A 21,054-nucleotide genomic window follows, 5' to 3' on the forward strand; every position below is an offset into this window, starting at 1 on the left:
CGGGATGGGAGGTAACGGGGAGGCAACGGTCCGTGATATCGTCCCTCCCCGCGCCAGGTCAGTCGACGATGGCGATGCCGTCGATCTCGACGAGCATCTCCTCGCGGGGGAGACCGGTGAAGACGGTGGTGCGCGACGGGAGGACTCCGCTGGGGGTGTTCGCGGTCACGAAGGCGCCGTAGGCATCGTTCATGATCGGGAAGTCCTCGCGCTTGGTGAGGTACACGCGCAGCATGACGACGTCGTCGAACGTCGCGCCCGATGCCTCGACGATCGCCTTGACGTTCTCGAGGGTGCGAGTGGTCTGCGCGGCCACGTCGCCGGGGAAGAGGTACTCGTTCGTCTGCGGGTCGACCGGGCCCTGGCCGGACACCTGGACGAACGGGCCCTTGCGGATCCCCTGCGAGAAGGTGTGCGCGGGAGCGGGGGCGGCATCGGTGGAAACTCGGATCTTCGCGGTCATGCCGTCCAGCCTAGTAGCCTTGTTAGATGCCTCTACAAATTCCGGATCCCGTTCTCGGCGCCTGGACGAAGGGCTTCCCGGCGCATGCTGCGGGACTCCGACTCTCGGAGGTCGCGGGCGCCGATCTGCGCCTCTCCGACCTGGTCACTCCGGTGCTCACGGTGCATGAGGGCGCACTCGCGCACAACGAGGGGACCGTCTTCGCATGGGCGCGGGAGCAGGGGGTGCTGCTCGCGCCCCACGGCAAGACCACGATGGCGCCGGCCCTCTGGCAGCGGCTCCTCGATGCGGGCGCGTGGGGCATCTCGGTCGCGACACCGTGGCAGGCCGAGGTCGCCGTCGACGCCGGTGTCCCGACGGTGCTGATCGCCAATGGCGTCACGGATGCCGCGGCGGTGCGCCGCCTGAGCGCACTGCTCGCCGCCGATGACGGGCTGCGGGTGCTGTGCTGGGCGGATTCCCTCGCCGGCGTCGCGATCCTGGCGGACGGGATGCGCGGTGCTGAGCGGCCGCTCGACGTGCTCGTCGAGCTCGGCGGCGCGCAGGGCCGCACCGGCGCCCGCAGCGTGGAGGAGGGCGAGCGGATCGCGCAGGCGATCTCGGAGGCTCCCGGGCTGCGACTCGCCGGTGTCGCCGGGTACGAAGGTCCGTTCGGGCCGGATCGCAGCGACGCTTCCGTCGCGGCCGTCGACGCGTATCTCCGGACGATCGTCGAGCTGCACACGCGCCTGGTGTACCCCGCGGACATCCGCCCTGTGCTCAGTGCGGGCGGCAGCTCGTTCCCCGATCGGGCTGCCACGGTACTCGCGCCCCAGGGCGCGGAGGCCGACGTCGTCCTGCGGTCGGGTGCCTTCCAGATCCACGACGACGGGTTCTACTCCCGCATGTCGCCGTTCGGCCCGTTGACCGGAACCGCGCCACTTCGTTCGGCGATGCACGCCTGGTCGCGTGTCGTCTCGCAGCCGGAAGAGGGCCTCGCCCTGTTGGATGCGGGCCGTCGCGACGTGCCGTTCGATCTCGATCTGCCGGTCCCGCAGTCGGTCGACGGTGAGATCACGGCGCTCAACGATCAGCATGCGTTCCTGCGGCTCGCGGACGGCGCTTCGGCGGGGGTCGGCGACGTGGTGCGTCTGGGCCTCTCGCACCCGTGCACGGCGTTCGACAAGTGGCGGGTGGTCGCCGTGATCGACGATCCCGACGCGGATGACCCGCGCGTGATCGGGGCGGTCGCGACATGCTTCTGAGTGCGGAGAAGGCGGCGGCCGACCTGGTGCGGGTCTACCGCGGAGCGACAGTCGTCGACGGGACGGGGGCGGCGCGCTACGTGGCCGACGTCGCCGTCGAGGGTGCCCGGGTGGCCGCGGTGCTGACGAGCGAGGCGGCGGAGAGCCTCGAGCTTCCGGATGGCGCGACGGAGATCGATGCGGCCGGCCTGGTGCTGGCCCCGGGATTCATCGACATGCACGCGCACAGCGACCTCGCCGTGCTGAGCGGCGCTGCCCACGAAGCGAAGATCCGGCAGGGGGTCACCACCGAAGTGCTCGGTCAGGACGGCCTCGGCTACGCCCCGTTGGACGACCGCGCGGCCGCCGTCATCCCCGGCCAGATCGCCGGGTGGAACGGGATGCCGGCCGAGGTGCCGTGGCGGACCGTGGACGACCTGCTCGCCGCGATCGATGCCGCGACGGTGGCGAACGCGGCGGTCCTCGTGCCGCAGGGGAACCTGAGGATGATGGTCGTCGGGCACGAGAACCGTCCGGCCACAGCCGCCGAGATCGCTGCGATGGCCGATCTGCTCGGCGCGGCGTTGGATTCCGGTGCGTTCGGGATGTCGAGCGGCCTCACCTATACGCCGGGGATGTACGCCGACACGGCGGAGCTCGAGGCACTGTGCCGCGTGGTCGCGGAGCGTGGTGGCTACTGGGCGCCGCACACCCGCAGCTACGGCGGGGGAGCGCTCGACGCCTACCGGGAGGCGCTCGATATCGGCCGTCGCACCGGGTGTCCCGTCCACCTCACCCACGCCACAATGAACTTCACCCCGAACCGGGGGCGGGCAGCGGAGCTTCTCACCCTGATCGACGAGGCCATCGCGGATGGCGTCGACGTGACCCTGGACACCTATCCCTATCTGCCGGGAGCCACCACGCTCGCTGCCCTGCTGCCGAGCAGGCTCGCCGCGACGGGCGACCTGTTGCGTGCCGTCGCCGAGCTCGACGCGGCCGGTCGGGAGGCGGTCCGCGTGGAGCTCGAGGAGGTCGGCTGTGACGGCTTCCACGGCGAGAGGGCCGACTGGACGCAGATCCAGATCTCCGGCACGGCCCATCCTGACCTGGTCGACCTGGTCGGTCGGACGGTCGCCGAGATCGCCGAGACCACGGGGCGTCGAGCCGTCGATGTCGTGCTCGACACGATCATCGCCGATGCCGGGGCCACCGGCATCCTGATGCACATCGGCGATGAGGAGAACGTCCGCGCGATCATGCGCCACCCGCAGCACACCGGCGGAAGCGACGGCATCCTGATCGGTGCGCGGCCGCACCCCCGTGGCCGGGGCACGTTCCCGCGCTATTTCGGACACTACGTGCGCGAGCTCGGCATCCTCACGCTGGAGGAGGCGGTTCAGCACCTGGCGGGTACACCGGCCAGACGGCTGGGCCTCGACCGCGACGATGCTCCGCGCGGTGTGATCCGCTCCGGCGCGACCGCCGACCTGGTGCTCTTCGATCCCGAGACCATCGCCGCCGGCGCGACCTTCGACGAGCCGTTCACCCCACCGCTCGGCATCGTCGAGGTGCTGGTCGGCGGAGTGCCCGTGGTCTCCGACGGCGAGCCCACCGGTGCCACGCCGGGGCGGGCGCTGCGGATGCCGCCGGTGGCCCATCGAGCCACGGTGCCGCGCATCGACGCACGCATCGACCCGCTGGCAACAGGTTTCGCTTGGTCGGACGAGACACCCGTGCTCGCCACCGCGGAGCTCGCCACCGTTGCGGGCCGGCTGGGTGGAGTCGGTCGCGACGACGGACGGCCGGGCATCCGCCTCGTGGTCGATGAGACGCTCGGCGCCGATGCCGCAGCGGCGGGTCGCATCGCACCGGAGGCGTTCCGCGTGAGTGTGAGCGCCTCGGGCATCGAGGTCCGGGGTGCGAGTCCTGCCGGCGTGTACCGGGGTGCCACGGTGCTGCGGCAGCTCCGTGACCCGGACGGAGCGACGACGCCGATTCCGGCCGGAGTCTGGGAGGGAGCGCCCGCCTATGCGTGGCGAGGCGCGATGCTCGACGTCGCACGTCACTTCCGGACCGTGGAAGAGGTCCGTCGTCTCATCGACCAGCTCGCGGATCACCATCTCAACGTCCTGCACCTGCATCTCTCGGATGACCAGGGCTGGCGGTTCGAGGTGCCGGGCTTCCCCCGCCTCACCGAGATCGGTGCCCGTCGCGCAGCGACGCAGCGCGGCCACGGTCCGCTCGCGACTGTCGAGCCCGGCGTCCATGAGGGCTTCTACACGACCGCCGAGTTGCGTGATCTCGTGAGGTACGCCGCCGAACGCTTCGTCACGCTCGTCCCGGAGGTCGAACTCCCCGGTCACGTGCAGGCCGCGCTCGCCGCCTATCCCGAGCTCGGGAACACCGACGTCGGCGACCCGGTCGAGTCGCCGTGGGAGCGGTTCGGCGTGAACCCGCGCACGCTCGCGCCCACCGAGGCCTCGCTGGCCTTCGGGCGCGCGGCCATCGACGCGCTGTGCGACGTGTTCGACTCGGAGTGGATCGGCATCGGCGGTGACGAGGTCCCGGTGACCGAGTGGGCGCAGAGCGCCGCGGCCGCCGCGCGTATGCAGGAGCTCGGACTCGCCACCGCGCACGACGTGCAGCCGTGGTTCACGGCCCATTTCGTCGCTCACGTACGCGCCAGAGGTCGCACGGCGCTGGCGTGGGACGAGGTGCTCGAGGGTGACGTGCCCGACGGCGTCCGGATTCTCGCATGGCGTGGCCCGGTCGCGATGCGCGCGGCTCTCTCGCGGGGCATCGAGGTCGTGGCCTGCCCCGACCTCGAGGCGTACCTCGACTACCCGCAGTCCGAATCCGCGGAGGAGCCCATCAGGGTCGGCCCGCCACTGACGATCGAGCGGGCGTACACCCTGCGCGTCGAGGACGGAGCCGTCGGCGGTCAGGCCAACGTCTGGAGCGAGCATCTGCCCACCCGTGATCGGGTCGACTTCGCGATGTTCCCTCGTCTGTCGGCGATCGCCGAGCGGCTTTGGGAGGGTGGTGACCCGGCACCGTTTGCGGACTTCGGTCGACGTCTGCCGACGCAGCTGCGCCGTCTCCGCGCGGCGGGGGTGCGGTATCGTCCACTGGACGGACCTGCACCCGATCAGCGTCGCCCCGGAGTGCCCGGCAAACCACTCACGGTCGAGGCACGCGAGCGCATCGTCGCCGGTCTGGTGACGCGGCTTCTCGAGCGTTCGAAGGACACCTCCGCCGAGCTTCGAAAGTAATGTAACGTTTCGGTAACCCTCCTCGCGCGACCGCGGGGAGAGGTTGCACAAATTTTGTTCGTAAGGTCTACTAACAAACATGTCCGTTTCGGATGAACAGCGTCCCGCGCCGCCGGTAGAGTACCTCGGCGCGAACACGCATGCCTTCGGCCCGGGGCGCCACCTGCGCTCGCGCGCGAAAGTGCTTCCCGAGCATGCACGCGGCCACAACCGTGCACTCGTGCTGCAGACGCTGTATCACGCCGGTGCGATGAGTCGTGCGGATCTCTCGCGAGAGACCGGGCTGACCCGAGTCACGATCTCCGACCTGGTCGCCGAATTCATCGCCGACGGCATCGTCATCGAGATGGGCGTCCGCGAGGCCGTAGGTCCGGGCAAGCCGCCCATCCTGATCGACATCGACCGTGTCGGCCACCAGATCCTCGGCCTCGATCTCTCGGGTCCCAGCGCTTTCACCGGCGCGGTGCTGAGCCTCGACGGCGACGTGCTCGAACGGCGTGAGGTGCCGCGGCCGGACTCGCCCGACGGCGAAGCGGCGTACGCGGCCCTGCACGAGCTCGCCAAGACTCTGGTCGCCGCTTCCACGCAGCCGCTGCTCGGCGTCGGCATCGGAACTCCCGGTGTCGTGCGGCCCGATGGACTCGTCCTCAGCTCGCCGAACCTCGGCTGGACGAACTTCCCGCTCGAGGCGAAGCTCGGCATCGACCTGGATCTGCCCGTCCTCGCCAGGAACGACGCCAACGCGGCGGTGCTCGCCGAATACACGTTCGGGGACGCGAAGGCCGACTTCATGCTGATCAAGATCGGCAAGGGCGTCGGTGCCGGGCTCATCACCGGCAGCCAGCCGCTGCTGGGCAGCCGCTTCGCGGCGGGGGAGATCGGGCACGTCGTCGTCGGCACCGACGGCGGTCCCCGATGCGCCTGCGGCAAGGACGGCTGTCTCGAAGCGTGGCTGAGCGTCAGCCGCCTGCGTGCGGCGCTGGAGTCCGAACCCGACGCTCGCGACGAGATCCTGCGCGACGCCGGAACGCGGATGGCGATCGCCGTCGCTCCGATCGTCGCTGCTCTCGATCTCTCCGAGGTCGTGCTCTCCGGCCCCGCAGATCTGCTCGACGGCATCCTGATCGATGCCGCGATCGAGACGCTGCACGCCCGCACGCTCGAGGGCGTGTTCGAGGACGTAGTCGTGCGCCGGACCCACCAGGAGGACATCGTCCTGCGCGGCGCCGCCGTCATGGTGCTCTCCGGCCAGTTGGGCGTGTCGTGACGCTCCCCTTCGCCACCGCGGAGACCGCGGGGAGCAGCATCCGATGAGTGATGCGCGTGCTGCCGACCCCGCCGGTCGGCGGATTCGAGTGGGCCTGGACGTCGGCGGTACCAAGATCGACGCCGTGGCTGTAGACCCTTCCGGGGAGATCATCGGCCGACTCCGCCGGGTCACCGGCTGGGGAGACGATGCCGTCGTCGAGAGCATCGTGACGGCTGTCAGCGGGCTCGCCGATGACGTCGGATTGTCGCTGTCGGACATCGGCTCCGTCGGAATCGGCATCCCCGGGCTGGTCGACGCCGACGCCGGCCGCGTCGATCATGCGGTCAACCTCGGCGTGGAATCCCTCGATCTCGCCGACCGTGCCGAACAGGCGCTCGGCATGCCGTTCCGTGTGGAGAACGATGTGAAGGCGGCCGCACTCGGTGCGGCGGCCCTGAGCGGGGTTACCGGGTCGATGGCATATCTCAACCTCGGCACCGGCGTCGCCGCCGGCATCGTGATCGACGGCCGCATCTGGCGCGGGGCCCGTGGCACAGCCGGGGAAGTGGGGCACCTCTCGGTCGATCCGAAGGGACGCCTGTGCGGATGCGGTCAGCACGGCTGCGTCGAGACGTTCTGCGGCGGCGGAGCGCTCGCCAAGGCCTGGGGTCGCCCGGGCGCGCTGCCGATCAGAGACATCTTCGACGCCGCGGACGCCGGCGATCCGCTCGCTCTCGCGCTCCGAGAGGACCTGTTCCACGGCGCTGCCGCCGCCGTTCGTGTGCTCGTGCTCTCGGCCGACGTCGAGACCGTCGTCATCGGAGGAGGACTCACGGCTCTCGGCGACCGCCTGGAGGCCGGCGTGCGTGCGGCGCTGCATGCCGGCGCCGACGCGTCGCCGTTCATGCGGTCCCTCCGCCTGGATGAGAGAATCGAACTGCTTCCGGCCGGGTCTCCCGCTGCCGCTTTCGGCGCCGCACTGGTCGGCGCATCCATCACCGAGAAGGAGATCGTCCCGCATGGCTGAGGTCGTCATCGTCGAGAATGCCGAGGCCGCAGGCGCCTTGGTCGCCACCGAGATCGTCGAGCTGATCGAACGCCGGGCGGATGCGGTGCTGGGGCTGGCGACCGGATCCACTCCGCTTCCCGTGTACCAGGCGCTGCGCACGCAGCTCGCGGGTCGCGACGTCTCGCAGGTGCGCGGCTTCGCGCTCGATGAGTACGTCGGCATCGACCCGTCGCACCCGGAGAGCTACCGCTCCGTGATCACGCGCGAGGTCGTCGAACCACTCGGTCTCGACCCGCAGCGCATCCACGTTCCCAACGGCGCTCTCGCGACGATCCAGCACGCCGGCGACGACTACGAGGTCGCCATCGATGCGGCCGGTGGGGTCGACCTGCAGATCCTCGGGATCGGTACCGACGGACACATCGGCTTCAACGAGCCGGGGTCGTCCTTCGCGTCGCGCACCCGGGTGAAGACGCTCACGGAGCAGACCCGCGAGGACAACGCGCGCTTCTTCGACTCCATCGACGACGTGCCGATGCACTGCATCACGCAGGGGCTCGGCACCATCCTGAAGGCGCGGCACCTGGTGCTGCTCGCTTTCGGCGAAGGCAAGGCCGAGGCCGTGGCCGGCGCCGTCGAGGGACCGCTCACCGCGCTCCTTCCGGGCTCCGCCATCCAGCTGCACCCGCATGCGACGATCGTCGTCGATGAGGCTGCGGCATCGCGTCTCGCTCTTGCCGACTACTACCGCTACACGTTCGCGAACAAGCCGGCCTGGCAGGGCATCTGACGCCTGCCCGGCGCGTTCAGCCCGCCAGCGCGGGCCAGGCGATGGGCAGCAGGTGCTCGACGCTCAGGGGCGCCAGGGGGAGTGTCGCGACGTCTGCCGGCGTGATCCAACGCAGTTCGGCGAGCTCCGCCTGGACCGTGACGGCTCCGGGGTCGACGGATGTCGCGAAGGCCGCAGCGACGACACGGTGCCCCGGTTCGTTCGCGGCCGCGGAGATGAAGGTCCCGAGCGGGTGAAGCTCACTCTCGTCGAGCGTGAGTCCCAACTCTTCCTGGAGCTCGCGGATCAGAGTCTGCACCGCGGATTCGCCCGGCTCGGGCTTGCCTCCCGGCTGCATGAACCGCGTGGTGCCCTGCTTGCGGACGACCAGCACCCGGCCTTCGGCATCGACGATCACGGCCGCGCTCACATGGATGTCAGGCATCGGGGCTGAACACCTTTCCCGGGTTGAGGATGCCGAGGGGATCGAACACCGCGGCGATCTGCCGTTGCAGCTGCCACTGGTCGTCACCGAGCTCTTCGGCGAGCCAGCGGCGCTTCAGCACGCCGATGCCGTGCTCTCCGGTCAGGGTCCCGCCGAGGCGGATCGCCGCGCGGAACAGCTCGTCCGCCGCGACCCACACCTCGGGCGGCACGTCCGGACCTTCGAAGAGGAAGTTGGGGTGCAGATTGCCGTCGCCGGCGTGCGCCACCGTCGGGATGGTGAGCGCGTGCTCGCGTTCGATGCGCGCGATCTCGTCGAACATGGCGGGCATCGCGCTGCGCGGCACGGAGACGTCCTCGATGAGCGTCGTGCCCAGCGACGCCATCGCCGCGTGCATCGATCGGCGGATCGCGAGCAGCTGTTCGCCCTCCGCGCGATCGTGCGAGACCACAGTGACCCCGCCGTGGGAACGGAGGATCTCCGCGATGGCGTCGGCCTCGGCACGGGCGGCGGGTCCGTCGGTCTGGATGGTGAGCTGGGCCGCCCCCGGCGTCGGGGCGACGAGACCGAGGAGCGCGTGCACGGCGGTGAGGCTCGCGGCATCCATCAGCTCCATGATCGCCGGTTGCACCCCGGCGGCGGTGACAGCGGCAGAAGCGGAGGCTGCGGCGCGCACGCCGGGGAAGGTGGCGACGACCGTGCACGTCTCTCCGGGCACGAGCCTGCGCAGCTTGAGGGTCGCTCCCACCACGACACCCAGCGTGCCTTCGGAGCCGACGACCAGCGCGGTGAGGTCGAGGCCGGTGACGCCTTTGACGCTCCGGTGACCGAGGTGCAGAAGCCGTCCGTCCGCGAGCACGAGGTCGACGCCCAGCACGGCATCGCGGACGACGCCGTATTTTGCGCAGAGCAGTCCGCCGGCACCGGTGGCGATGTTGCCGCCCACCGTCGAGATGTCGCGGCTGGCCGGGTCGGGCGCCCACCACAGGCCGTGCCGCGCGAGCTCCGTGTTGAGGTCGGCGTTCAGGATGCCGGGTTCGACGACCGCGAGCAGATCGTCTGGTCGCACCTCGCGGATCGCGGTCATCCGCCGCAGGGACAGCACGATCTCGCCACTGCCGGCGTTGGCGGCACCGGCGAGTCCGGTGCCGGCACCGCGGACGACGACGGGGGTGCGCGTGGCCGTCGCGATGCGCATGGTCTGCTGGACGTGCTCGACCCGTTCCGCGTGGACTACGGCGATCGGGCGTCCGGCGGCGGCATGACCGGAGCGATCCGCTCTGGCCTGCTCGAGAACCGCCTCGTCGGTGTCGACGAGCGCGCCGAGCGACTCCTTCAGGAGTGTCAGGACACTCATGGCCGCGCGCTCGACGGCAGGGTCACGACAGGGCGCGCCGACCGCTGAGGACGCCCGCGACGACGGCCACCAGGGCGAACGCGGTGCCGATCAGCGCCTGGCCCATCGACCACCAGGCGATCGTGACGCCGACGTAGATCAGCAGCTCCACGGCGGCGCGGAGGAACGGGTGCACGCGCAGTACCGGGCGCGGAGACAGGAAGAGCGCCCAGACGAGGATCACGAGCACCGGCGCACCGATACCGAGGATGACGTTCCAGGGGAGGTCCCAGCTGGCGAAGCCCCACAGGGCGAGAGAGGCGACCGCAGCGACCAGGACGACGGTGCGGACGACGTCGAGAGCGGAGATGGTCGGGCGCTCGACGCCGGGGACGGGTGCGGGATCCGAGGACATGCACCCAGTCTATTCGGCGGCCGGAGCGTCCTCAGCCGGTGCGGCGGCGGCGGTGTCGGTGGCGGGCGCGTCGGCGGCGGGTGCGGAGTCGACCGGCTCCTCGGGAGCAGGTGCGACCGGTGCCGGTGCGGCCGGTGCGGGTGCAGCCTGTGCGGGTGCAGCCGGCGCGGGCTCGACGGGTGCCGGCGCGGGCTCGACGGGTGCGGGCTCGGCGGGAGCCGGCTGCGTCTCCGCGGCGGTGACGGCCGTCGTCGTGTCGTCGCCCTCGAGAGCCTGTTCCGCCTCCTGCAGGACGGCCTCGACGGCGGGGCCGGATTCGAGTGCCAGCAGAGTCGTGTCGGCGGACGGGCCGACCTTGTCGGCCAGGACGTAGCGGAACGTGACGACGGTCGTGTCGGCGTCCACGACCTGCCAGAAGCTCGGACGAAGATCGATCGTCCCGGTGCCCGCGTCGTCGAGGACGATGCTGTCGCCACCGCCGCCGCTGCCGTCGAGGAGCGCTTCGACCGTCGTTCCCGGTGCGCCGGTGACCGGCACGCTGTAGTGGATGGTGAAACCGCTGAACCAGATGGTCGCAGCGGACCAGGTGGGTGCCTCCGTCGGGACCGCAGGGTCCACAGGATCGACCGGGTCCACCGGATCCACGGGATCGACCGGGTCCACAGGATCGACCGGGTCCACGGGATCGACCGGGTCCACGGGATCGACCGGGTCCACGGGATCGACCGGGTCAACGGGATCCACGGGATCCACGGGAGTCGCGGGGGGAACCGGCGGAGCGATGACCGGGCCGGCGTCTTCCCGCGGCTGCGCCGGCGAGGAGTCTTCCTCAGGAGGAATGACCGGCGCCTCTTCCGGCACGGTCTCCGGCTCGTCGATGACGATCGGCTCGTCGAGGTTCAACGAGGCGTCGGGGCCGACCTGCGAAGTGATCGACGACGGGTCGGAGTCTCCGGCGCTGGGCTGCGATGTGGCCGGGTCCGCCCCGGCGAGTCCAGGAATGATGGTGGCCGCGGCGACGACTCCCGCGACGACCAGCGCAGCGGAGCCCGCGCCGACGAGGGCGCCGATCCCCGTCAACGCGCCACCGGTCGAGCCCGCTCCTGCGGTCGCACCGCCGCCGGCAGCGCCACCCGACCCGGTCCCGCCACCCGAGGAGGCGATGCCCGTCGCTGCCGGACCCGTCGGGTCTCCGGCGAACACCGCTCCGGGGATGCCGGACGGCATGGCAGCCAGAGCCACGATGGGAGTGCCGGCGCCCTGCAGTGTCGCAAGGTATCCGGCCGCGCCGGTGACGCCGAGCACGAGCGGGAGCAGCACGAGGGCGAGGCGCTTGGAGACGTCTTTGGCCTCGGCAGCGACGATCATGCATCGGGCGCACTCATCGAGGTGCAGCTCGAGGCGCTTGTGGTCACGAGTGCTGAGGTTGCCGCGCGAGTAGGCGCCGAGATGCTCGATCGTCCACTGGCATTCGGAGCCTTCGTCGGCGCTGCGCAGATGGGCCTGGATCCAGGCCTCGCGGAGACCTTCGCGAGCGCGGAACGCCAGCTGCGACACCGCGCCGGATTTCATGCCCAGCAGGTGTCCGACTTCCTGCGGCTTCATCTGCTCGATCTCGGTGTACCAGAGCACCTCCTGCCAACGGGAGGGAAGGCTGCGGAAAGCCTGCGCGGTGAGGCTCCGATCGAGCGCCTCGTTCGCGGCCTGGTCGGTGGTGTCGGGGTCGGCGACGGCGTCGAGCTCGTCGATCGCGGTCTCCCGGCGGGCGCGACCCCATCCTGCGGCAGTGTTGCGGATGCTCGTGAAGAGGTAGGCGCGAAAGGAGCCGTTGGGACCGCCGCCCTTGAGGATCGCCTGGTAGATGCGGGTGTACGCCTCCTGGACCAGGTCGTCCGGGTCGATCGAGGAGGTGACCGAGCGAGCGACCGCGAGGCCGGACGGATAGTGGCGACGCCAGAGTTCGCCGAACGCGCCTGTGTCGCCCGAGCGGGCTCGCAGGATCAGGTCGGCGTCGCCGATCGGTTCGTCGTGAGTCGTGTTCTCTTCGTGCACAATCATCCATCTGTCGCGGGCGCAGGTACGTCTCTACAGGGTGAGATGCGTGAGGGCGCCGCTCATCACGCGACTTCATCATTCTCTCGCGAATCTCCCAGCTAAGCCACCCTTCCCTGCGGATTCTGAACAGATATACGGGATCCCGCCAGGCCGACGGGGAGCCCACGGCCCGCGGGAGCACGGCGGCACGAACTTTTTTCCGAAGTCGCGTAATGAACCCGAGGGGTCGCCGTCTCATCCCATAGAGACAGCCGTACGAACTCCACCGGGGGGCGGAGTTCAGGTGCTGGTGTGAAGGACATGCACCGGTCGGGCGGGTCGGGATCCTCGGGGGAGGAGAGCCCGGCCCCCCAGCTCTGCACACGAGGAAGAGACCGCCGATCTGGGGACCGGCGGCCTCCCGCGTGGATCGGTCCTCGGACCGGGGTGGCTTTCCGAAGATTTTCGAGAAGTCGCGTAATGAATCGGTGGGGATGCCGTCTCATCCCATAGAGACAGCCGTACGAATTCCTCCGGGGGGCGGGATTCAGGCAGCGGTCGGTCGGGATCCTCGGGGGAGGAGAGCCCGGCCACCGGCTCTGAGAGGGGAACGGGGCCGTCGATCTGGGGACCGGCGGCCCCCCACCCGAACCTGAACGACCGGAGAGCGCAGGGTTGCGCGTCGCGCGATGCTCTGCTGCCTCTAGGCGTGCAGCCGTGGTCCTGACCACACTCGTGCGACGCGCAGCTCGGCATCCAGCAGTACGGCATCTCCGAGCATCCCGACCCGGAGCCCGCCGAGTTCGGTGGAGCGGCCGATCGCCCGCGCCGGCGTCTCGGTGAGGGCCCGCACGGCTTCAGCGACGTCCACGCCGGCGGCCACCGTGCGTCGCAGCGCGACATCCTGAGTGAGGGTCGACCCGGCGATCGAACCGGTGTCGTCGGTTCGGGCGACGCCGTTCTCGACCGTGACGCTCACCGCTCCGAGGTCGTAGTGGCCGTCGGCGCTTCCGGCCGCGGCCATGGCGTCGGTGATGAGAGCCACTCGGCCCGGGGCGGAATCGAACACGAGCTTGATGACGTGCGGGTCGAGGTGCACGTTGTCGGCGATCGCCTCCAGCACCACACGATGATCTGCGGCGGCCGCGAGTACCGGTCCGGGAGCGCGATGGTGGATGCCGGGCATGGCATTGAACGCGTGGGTGAGGATCGACGCGCCGGCCTCGAATGCGGCGACCGCCATCGCCGCGTCGGCATCGGTGTGTCCCACGGCTGCCGCGGATCCGGCGGCCACGATCTGCCGGATCGCGTCGAGTCCGCCCGGAAGCTCCGGCGCGATCGTCACCTGCCGGACCGTGCCGCGGCCCGCGTCGAGCAGACGCGCGACGTCGGCCGCAACCGGGTGGCGCAGAAGCGCGGGCTCGTGCGCGCCGTGGTGGCCCGGGTCGAGGAAGGGTCCTTCGAGGTGCGAACCGAGGATGTCCGCGTCGGTCTCGGTCAGGTCGGCGATCGCGGCGACGTTGCGCGCGAGCGCGTCGATCGACGCCGTCACGAGCGACACGACCGCCCGGGTGGTGCCGTGCGCGCGATGCAGACCGCGCCCGGTGCGGATCGCCTCCACCCCGTCGTCGAACGATGCACCGGCACCGCCGTGTCCATGGATGTCGATGAACCCCGGGGTGAACAGGGCGCCGGGTCCGGCATCCGCCGCGGCGTCGACGACCTCATCGGCGGGCGACCAGTCGGCGCCGGTGCCGCGAGCCGTGACGGCGCCGTTCTCGATGCGGACCCAGCCGTCTTCGGTGATCTCGCCGCGATCGACGATCCTGGCCGAATGGACGACCAGTGAACCGGTCGCGGAGGAGTGGGTGCTCAACGTTCGCTCCAGGGGATCTCGTCTGCGGGGTGGAAATCGACCCCCTCAGCCTTCCACAGCGGGGCGAGCGCTCCGACCCGCTCGCGGAAGGACTCCCACACCCGCTCGGGAGCGTGCTGCGGCGACCATGCCACCTCCGCCTGGGCGGCCACGCGGGGGAAGACCAGTTGCTCGACGTCGCCGAGTGTGCGCGTGGTCTCGGACCACAGCGGCGCTTCGACGCCGAGGATCGCGGCATCCGGCACGTCGAGGACCGCGGTCGGCTCCCACTCGTAGGCGGAGCGGACGTCGATGATCGCGGCCCAGGTGAGTCCCAGGGGGAAGTCCTCGGTGTACTTCATGTCGAGGTAGGTGACGTCGGCCGCGGACATGATCAGTGCGCCGCCGCGCTCGACGAAGTGCGCGGCCTCTTCCGCATGGGCGCCCTCCGGGGTCGTCTTGCCCCAGTACTGCCCGACCGTACCCTCGGCGATGTTCGCCGCCGATCCCATCTCATGCCAGGCGACCGGTGTCTTGCCCGCGTCGACCACGATCGCGGTGGCGCGCTCGGCGAACAGGTCGAAGTCCGCCTGGGGCGTGCCGAGCGACTCGTCGCCGCCGATGTGGATGTACGGACCGGGTGTCATCTCGGCCAGCTCACGGACGACGTCGCGCACGAAGTCGTACGTGCGCTCCTCGTGGATGCGCACGCTGGAGTGTCCGACGCCCCAGCCCAGGTAGCTCTCGCCGGCGACCGGCAGCGCCTGGCCGAGGCGTTCCGAATCCGCGATCAGGTTGTCGTTCATGACCGGCTCCTCGACGAGCTCCGGGTAGGCGACGCCGATCGCGTGCGTGTGACCGGGGAGGTCGATCTCGGGGATCACGATCATGTGCCGGGATGCGGCGTACGCGACGATCTCCCGGTAGTCGTCCTTCGTGTAGAAGCCGCCAGGGTCGCCGTTCGCCGACGTGCCGGCCGACAGCTCCGTGAGTCGCGGCCAGGAGTCGATGTGCACACGCCACCCCTGGTCGTCGCTGAGGTGGAGGTGCAGATGGTTGAGTTTGAGTGCGCTCGTGCTGTCGATGAACTTCTTGACGTCGTCGACGCCGAAGAAGTGCCGGGCCACGTCGAGCATCACGCCGCGCCGGGCGAAGCGGGGGGAGTCGGCGATGTCGGCGCCGAGGAGCGCCCAGCCGGAGTCGTCCTGCCGGAGCAGTTGCAGCAGTGTCTGCACGCCGTAGAAGAGGCCGGCCTCATCGGCGCCGACGACGACGGCCCGCTCACCGATCTCGAGCGTGTAGGCCTCCGGCGCCGACGAATTCGGGTCGACGAACAGCTCGATCTCGGCGGGGGCCCCGTCGGCGACGGAGAGGCGGATGCCGGTGCGGCGCTCCACCGCGTCGATCAGTTGGGCGGCGGCGGGGGAGGAGCCGAGCACGCGCGTCGTCGCGGTGACGGGCATCCGCCCTTCTCGTGCGGCGGCGGAGACGGGCACGGGCACGAGAGGAAGGGGATGAGGAAGGACCATGAACAAAACCTACCTGCCGCGGCCCCTCAACGGAACGGGGAATCGAATCGATTCTGTGGTGGGGTGGCCATGTCTCCGCGTTCGCCGCCTCGGGCATCCGCTATGCTCGTAACCGTCGCGACTGGCGTCTGGGTGGACTACCACCGGGGAGCGACTGACCACGGAATTCGACCGCGCGCCTGGGCCGATAGGAACACCCCTTTCGAATCCGTCGTCAAAGGAGCATGTCACCATGACCGACCGTTACTTCAACGCCCCGCTCGCCGAGGTCGACCCCGAGATCGCACAGGTCCTCGACCGTGAGCTGAAGCGTCAGCAGACCTTCCTCGAGATGATCGCCTCGGAGAACTTCGTTCCCGTCTCGATCCTGCAGTCGCAGGGTTCCGTGCTCACGAACAAGTACGCCGAGGGATACCCCGGCCGCCGCTACTACGGTGGCTGCGAAGAGGTCGACGTCGCGGAGTCCCTCGCGATCGAGCGGGCGAAGAGCCTTTTCGGCGCCGAGTTCGCGAACGTGCAGCCGCACTCCGGCGCGTCGGCGAACGCCGCGGTCCTGCACGCGATCGCCCGCCCCGGCGACACCCTGCTCGGTCTGTCGCTCGACCAGGGCGGCCACCTCACGCACGGCATGAAGATCAACTTCTCCGGCCGGCTCTACGACATCGTCGCGTACGGTGTCGACCCCGAGACCTCGACCATCGACATGGCGGAGGTCCGCCGCCTCGCGATCGAGCACAAGCCCAAGGTCATCATCGCCGGCTGGTCGGCCTACCCGCGCACCATGGACTTCGCGGCTTTCCGCGAGATCGCCGATGAGGTCGGCGCGCTGCTCTGGGTGGACATGGCGCACTTCGCCGGTCTGGTCGCCGCGGGTCTGCACCCGAACCCGGTTCCGCACGCCCACGTCGTCTCCTCGACCGTGCACAAGACCATCGGTGGCCCGCGCTCGGGCTTCATCCTCACGAACGACGCCGAGCTCGCCAAGAAGATCAACACCGCGGTCTTCCCGGGCCAGCAGGGCGGACCGTTGATGCACGTGATCGCCGCCAAGGCGACCGCGTTCAAGCTCGCCGGCACCCCGGAATTCAAGGAGCGCCAGGAGCGCGTGCTGCGCGGAGCGAAGCTCATCGCCGAGCGCCTTTCGCAGCAGGACGTGAAGGATGCCGGCATCGCGGTGCGCTCGGGCGGCACCGACGTGCACCTGGTGCTGGTCGACCTGCGCGACGCCGAGATCGACGGCAAGCAGGCGGAAGACCTGCTGCACGACATCCACATCACCGTGAACCGCAACGCCGTTCCGAACGACCCGCGTCCGCCGATGGTGACCTCGGGTCTGCGCGTCGGCACGCCGGCGCTCGCGACCCGCGGCTTCGGTGACGCCGAGTTCACCGAGGTCGCCGACATCATCGCCCTCGCGCTGCTCCCGGGTGCGGATGTGGAGTCGCTGCGCGCCCGCGTCGACGCCCTGGCCGCCGCGTTCCCCCTCTACCCGGACCTGCAGCAGTGACGGCGAAGATCCTCGACGGGAAGGCGGCTTCCGCCGCGATCCGTGCCGAACTCACGGAACGCGTCGCGGCGCTGAAGGAGCGGGGCGTCACCCCGGGCATCGCGACGGTGCTCGTGGGTGCAGACCCGGCATCGCAGCTGTACGTCGGCATGAAGCATCGGCAGTCCGAGGCGATCGGGATGAACTCGATCCAGCGCGAGCTGCCGGCGGATGCGACGCAGGCCGAGGTCGAGGCACTGATCGACGAGCTCAACGCCGACCCCGCGTGCCACGGCTACATCGTGCAGCTGCCGCTGCCGAAGCACCTCGACACCGACGCCATCCTCGAGCGGATCGATCCGGCGAAGGATGCCGACGGACTGCACCCGACCAACCTCGGCCGACTGGTGCTGAACGTCAACGGTCCGATCCACACGCCGCTGCCCTGCACGCCGCGCGGCGTGATCGAGCTGCTGCTGCGCAACGACTACGACCTCAAGGGCAAGCACGTGGTCGTGGTCGGGCGCGGCGTCACCATCGGCCGTTCCATCGGGCTGCTGCTCACTCGCCGCGACCTCAACGCGACGGTCACGCTGACGCACACCGGCACCGTCGACATGCCGCGGTACCTGCGTGAGGCGGACGTGATCGTGGCTGCGGCCGGCGTCAAGCACCTGATCCGCGCCGAGGACGTCAAGCCCGGTGCCGCCGTGCTCGACGTCGGCGTGACGCGCGAGACGCACCCGGAGACCGGCAAGAGCCTGGTCTTCGGTGACGTCGCCCCCGGCGTCGCGGATGTCGCTGGTTACATCTCGCCGAACCCCGGCGGTGTGGGGCCGATGACGGTCGCCCTGCTCATGACGAATGTCGTCGAGGCCGCCGAGCGGGTCGTGTAGCCGCCGGTCGCCGCAGATACGCACGATGTCGCAGGAATCCGTGAGATTCCTGCGACATCGTCGTTTGACTGCGAGGTGAGGCCGGTCAGCCGAGTTCGTCGAGCATCCGTCGCTGCTCGGGCGTGAGCCCGTCGTTGAGCTCGTCGCGGGCCGCGGTCGTCTCGGGGGACTCGGGTGCGGCCGTCGTGGAGGCCGTCGCGGGTGCGGACTTCGAGCGTCCGCCCGTCACCCGCGCCTGCACGGAGTCGTAGATCTCCGCGGCCTTGGCCCGCATCCGGTCGTCGATCTGGTCGTAGATCATCCAGCCGAACAGCAGGGCGAGCGGCGGCAGCACGAACGCCCAGAAACCCGAGGCGCGCACGCCGCTCAGCCACACCGTGAGCACCCAGACGATGAGCTCGACGAGGTAGACGAGCACGTACTGGACGATCTTCTCGCCGGTCTTGGTGCGCTCCGCGGCCGACTTCGCGGCGGACTTGCGGAAGGCACCGGCGATCAGCGGCTTCACGAAGAGTGCCGCAAGGGTCAGGATGACCGATGCCCACAGGGCATTGAACCCGACGGAGACGCCGGGCAGCAGCAGACCGATCAGGAGCAGCACCGCGACGTTGAACACGTAGAGCGCGGCGAACCGGACGATTCCGTTCTTCATGCGACCAGAATCCCACAGATCGCGGTGACGCGGATGCGGAGCGGCCGCCCCGCGCGGTCAGCCCTGTGGGTGCAGCGTGCTCTCGATGCCGCTGATGCGGGCCTGCTCGTCGAAGCGGAACGTCGCCGTGCCGGTGGTGTCCGACACGGACGCGCCCGAGAAGGCCTCGTCGGTCCAGGTCAGGGTCCAGCCGGCGAGTCGGGCGAGGTCCCAGACCGCGGTGCGGGCGTCGGGCAGGTCTGCTCCGGCGAGCACACGGGGGAGGGCGACGACCGCGTCGGCGACGGTGAGCGGTGCGAGCGGTGCGTCGAGCAGGAACACCGCGCGGGTGCCGTTGCCGACGGGCGCGGAGTAGTACGGGGAGCGTCCGGTCAGCTCGACGGCGACGCCGCCGATGGTGTGCGCCGCCTGCGCGATCCAGTCGTCGTCGCCCGCGCCCTCGGGGAACGGCACTTCCGAGTTCGTCAACTCCGCGATGCCGTGCTCGGCGCCGTATGCGTGCAGCTGAGCGGCGACGCCCTGCGGGTCCCCGTTGGGGTGCGCCCAGGCCCACAGCAGCGAACGGGGTCCTGGCGCGATCGTCGCGATCAGATGCGCGCGGGCGACGAGCTGCCTCGAGGGGTCGTCGTTCGCCGTGAAGGTGAGCGTGCCGGCGGCCATGTCCGCGTCCCAGCGGTGCTCACCGAGCGCGTCGGCGGCGGCGGAGAGGGCTTCCTGTCGGAGTGCGACGAAGAGGGCGGCACGGTCGGCGAGGGGCTGGAGCGCGGCGAAGGTCATGCCGACAGTCTCGCCGGAAATGCTATGAATCCGCTAGCTCGCACACCGTTCGTGTGAGCGGCTCAGTAGCTGGCGCGCGCCGCCCCGTCCGCGGCGATGAATCGCGCCGCCAGCGCCTCGGATGCGCGGGCCAGCAGGGCGACATCCGCACCCACGGCCACGAAGTCCGCGCCCGCGGCGAGGTAGGCATCAGCGGCGGCGGGGTCGAACGCGTTCACGCCGACGGCCTTGCCCGCGGCCTTGACCGCGGCGAACACCTTCTCGACGGAGGCCGTCACATCGGGATGCGTCTGCTGACCGAGGAGTCCCATCGATGCCGACAGGTCGGACGGTCCGACGAAGACGGCATCCACGCCGTCGATCGCGGCGATGTCGGCGGCGGCCTCGACCCCTGCAGCCGTCTCGATCTGCACGGTCAGCGAGACGTGCTGCGCGGACTCCTGCAGATACCGATCGACGCGGTTCCACCGGGCGCTGCGGGCCAGGGCGCTTCCCACTCCGCGTACGCCCTCCGGCGGGTAGCGGGTGGCGGCCACGGCGGCGCGGGCCTCATCGGCTGAGGAGACCATCGGGACGATAAGATTCTGCGCCCCGAGATCGAGGATCTGCTTGATCGCGACCGTGTCGTTCGACGGCACGCGCACGAGCGGGGCGATCGGATAGGCGGCGACGGCCTGCAGCTGCTGCAGCACGGAGTCGAGCGTGTTCGCCGAGTGCTCCATGTCGATCAGCAGCCAGTCGAGCCCGGACCCTGCAGCGACCTCCGCGAGAAGCGGGCTGCCGGAGCAGACCCACATGCCCACGAACGGGTGATCGGAGTCCGCGAGCTGTTCGCGGAAGGAGGGGTCTAGACGAAGCGGCATGCGATTGTTCCCATCGGTCCGTAATCGCACAGCACTTCATCGCCACGCGACACCCACATCGGGCGCGTGAACGATCCTGCCAGGATGATCTCGCCTGCTTCGAGACGCGCGCCGTGCTGATGGAACTTGTTCGCGAGCCAGGCCACGCCGGTGGCCGGATGGCCGAGCACTCCGGCGGCGACGCCGGTCTCCTCGATCTCGCCGTTGCGGGACAGGACGCCCGGTACCCAGCGCAGGTCGATCTCATCGGGGCGCTTGTGGACCGTGCCGAGCACCATCGCCCCGTACGCGGCGTTGTCGCTGATCGTGTCGACGATCGTCCGACCCTCCAGCTCGATGTGCGAGTTGAGCACCTCGAGGGCCGGCACGGCATAGTCGATCGCCGCGAGGGCGTCTTCGAGAGTGCAGTCGGGGCCTTCCAGTGGGCTCTTCAGCACGAAGGCCAGCTCGACCTCGATGCGCACGTTCGAGAAGTGGTCCACCGGGATCTCGGCGCCGGACTCGTAGACCGTGTCGTCGAACATCACGCCGTAGTCCGGCTCGGTGATGCCCGTCGCCTGCTGCATCGCCTTGGACGTCAGCCCGATCTTGCGTCCGACGAGCCGACGACCCGCCGCGAGGTTCTGGTCGCGCCAGACCCCCTGGATCGCATACGAGTCCTCGACCGTCGCCTCCGGGTACCGTGCGGTGATGCGCGGGATCACGCTGTGCGTGCGATCGGCTTCGGCGAGCTCCGCCGCGATCGCCGAGATGGTCTCGTCTGACAGCATCGGTGCCT

General features: G+C 70.1%; 18 protein-coding genes and 1 riboswitch. Of the genes, 7 read left to right on the forward strand and 11 right to left on the reverse strand.

The window, feature by feature from the left end:
- Positions 1-58: 58 nt before the first annotated feature.
- A complete protein-coding gene (locus tag CQ034_RS16080; protein ID WP_105711849.1) occupies positions 59-463 on the reverse strand; it encodes a RidA family protein in 405 nt (134 codons plus the stop codon).
- Between the two features lie 26 nt (positions 464-489).
- Between CQ034_RS16080 and CQ034_RS16085 the strand changes: the two genes are divergently transcribed.
- From CQ034_RS16085 to nagB, 5 genes are all read left to right on the forward strand, one after another.
- Positions 490-1,707, forward strand: a complete 1,218-nt coding sequence (locus tag CQ034_RS16085) for an alanine racemase (RefSeq protein ID WP_105711850.1) — start codon at positions 490-492, stop codon at positions 1,705-1,707.
- The gene (locus tag CQ034_RS16090) at positions 1,698-4,961 is read left to right on the forward strand and encodes a family 20 glycosylhydrolase (RefSeq protein ID WP_105711851.1); all 3,264 of its coding nucleotides are present in this window, start codon (positions 1,698-1,700) and stop codon (positions 4,959-4,961) included. Before CQ034_RS16085 ends, CQ034_RS16090 begins: the two co-directional genes overlap by 10 nt.
- Before the next feature lie 79 nt (positions 4,962-5,040).
- Positions 5,041-6,228, forward strand: a complete 1,188-nt coding sequence (locus CQ034_RS16095) for an ROK family transcriptional regulator (RefSeq protein WP_029262318.1) — start codon at positions 5,041-5,043, stop codon at positions 6,226-6,228.
- Positions 6,229-6,271: 43 nt separating this feature from the next.
- Positions 6,272-7,237 carry an ROK family protein gene (locus tag CQ034_RS16100; RefSeq protein WP_181156353.1) on the forward strand — a complete coding sequence of 322 codons (966 nt, stop codon included), beginning with the start codon at positions 6,272-6,274 and terminating at the stop codon, positions 7,235-7,237.
- A complete protein-coding gene (nagB, locus tag CQ034_RS16105; RefSeq protein ID WP_105711852.1) occupies positions 7,230-8,009 on the forward strand; it encodes a glucosamine-6-phosphate deaminase in 780 nt (259 codons plus the stop codon). Before CQ034_RS16100 ends, nagB begins: the two co-directional genes overlap by 8 nt.
- 16 nt (positions 8,010-8,025) lie before the next feature.
- Here the strand turns inward: nagB and CQ034_RS16110 are convergent, their stop codons facing one another.
- The 6 genes from CQ034_RS16110 to CQ034_RS16135 form a co-directional block, all read right to left on the reverse strand.
- Positions 8,026-8,433: an NUDIX domain-containing protein gene (locus CQ034_RS16110; RefSeq protein ID WP_105711853.1), complete on the reverse strand. Its 408-nt coding sequence runs from the start codon at positions 8,431-8,433 to the stop codon at positions 8,026-8,028.
- Positions 8,426-9,790 carry an FAD-binding oxidoreductase gene (locus tag CQ034_RS16115; RefSeq protein ID WP_105711854.1) on the reverse strand — a complete coding sequence of 455 codons (1,365 nt, stop codon included), beginning with the start codon at positions 9,788-9,790 and terminating at the stop codon, positions 8,426-8,428. The genes CQ034_RS16110 and CQ034_RS16115 overlap by 8 nt, the downstream gene beginning before the upstream one ends.
- Before the next feature lie 22 nt (positions 9,791-9,812).
- Positions 9,813-10,184, reverse strand: a complete 372-nt coding sequence (locus tag CQ034_RS16120) for a YrdB family protein (protein WP_029262323.1) — start codon at positions 10,182-10,184, stop codon at positions 9,813-9,815.
- Between the two features lie 9 nt (positions 10,185-10,193).
- The gene (locus tag CQ034_RS16125; protein ID WP_181156354.1) at positions 10,194-12,236 is read right to left on the reverse strand and encodes a sigma-70 family RNA polymerase sigma factor; all 2,043 of its coding nucleotides are present in this window, start codon (positions 12,234-12,236) and stop codon (positions 10,194-10,196) included.
- Between the two features lie 685 nt (positions 12,237-12,921).
- Complete coding sequence (locus CQ034_RS16130) at positions 12,922-14,094, reverse strand: N-acetylglucosamine-6-phosphate deacetylase (protein ID WP_105711856.1); 1,173 nt, start codon at positions 14,092-14,094, stop codon at positions 12,922-12,924.
- A complete protein-coding gene (locus tag CQ034_RS16135; protein WP_105711857.1) occupies positions 14,091-15,602 on the reverse strand; it encodes a family 20 glycosylhydrolase in 1,512 nt (503 codons plus the stop codon). The genes CQ034_RS16130 and CQ034_RS16135 overlap by 4 nt, the downstream gene beginning before the upstream one ends.
- Positions 15,603-15,709: 107 nt before the next feature.
- Positions 15,710-15,794: riboswitch (ZMP/ZTP riboswitch) on the forward strand.
- Positions 15,795-15,834: 40 nt separating this feature from the next.
- On the opposite strand from CQ034_RS16135, the gene glyA reads away from it, so the two are divergent.
- Entirely contained in the window at positions 15,835-17,109 is a 1,275-nt protein-coding gene (gene glyA / locus CQ034_RS16140) for a serine hydroxymethyltransferase (protein ID WP_029262328.1), read from the forward strand.
- Entirely contained in the window at positions 17,106-17,984 is an 879-nt protein-coding gene (locus CQ034_RS16145) for a bifunctional methylenetetrahydrofolate dehydrogenase/methenyltetrahydrofolate cyclohydrolase (RefSeq protein WP_105711858.1), read from the forward strand. The genes glyA and CQ034_RS16145 overlap by 4 nt, the downstream gene beginning before the upstream one ends.
- Before the next feature lie 85 nt (positions 17,985-18,069).
- Here the strand turns inward: CQ034_RS16145 and CQ034_RS16150 are convergent, their stop codons facing one another.
- The 4 genes from CQ034_RS16150 to CQ034_RS16165 all read right to left on the reverse strand — a co-directional run bounded on the left by CQ034_RS16150 (position 18,070) and on the right by CQ034_RS16165 (position 21,046).
- Positions 18,070-18,636, reverse strand: a complete 567-nt coding sequence (locus CQ034_RS16150; RefSeq protein WP_105711859.1) for a hypothetical protein — start codon at positions 18,634-18,636, stop codon at positions 18,070-18,072.
- A 57-nt stretch (positions 18,637-18,693) separates the two neighbouring features.
- Positions 18,694-19,413: a DUF6882 domain-containing protein gene (locus CQ034_RS16155; RefSeq protein WP_105711860.1), complete on the reverse strand. Its 720-nt coding sequence runs from the start codon at positions 19,411-19,413 to the stop codon at positions 18,694-18,696.
- A 62-nt stretch (positions 19,414-19,475) separates the two neighbouring features.
- Positions 19,476-20,276 carry an HpcH/HpaI aldolase/citrate lyase family protein gene (locus CQ034_RS16160; protein ID WP_105711861.1) on the reverse strand — a complete coding sequence of 267 codons (801 nt, stop codon included), beginning with the start codon at positions 20,274-20,276 and terminating at the stop codon, positions 19,476-19,478.
- A complete protein-coding gene (locus CQ034_RS16165) occupies positions 20,261-21,046 on the reverse strand; it encodes a fumarylacetoacetate hydrolase family protein (RefSeq protein ID WP_105711862.1) in 786 nt (261 codons plus the stop codon). Before CQ034_RS16165 ends, CQ034_RS16160 begins: the two co-directional genes overlap by 16 nt.
- Between the last annotated feature and the right edge of the window lie 8 nt (positions 21,047-21,054).

The organism is Microbacterium sp. MYb45 (assembly GCF_002979655.1).
Lineage (GTDB): Bacteria > Actinomycetota > Actinomycetes > Actinomycetales > Microbacteriaceae > Microbacterium.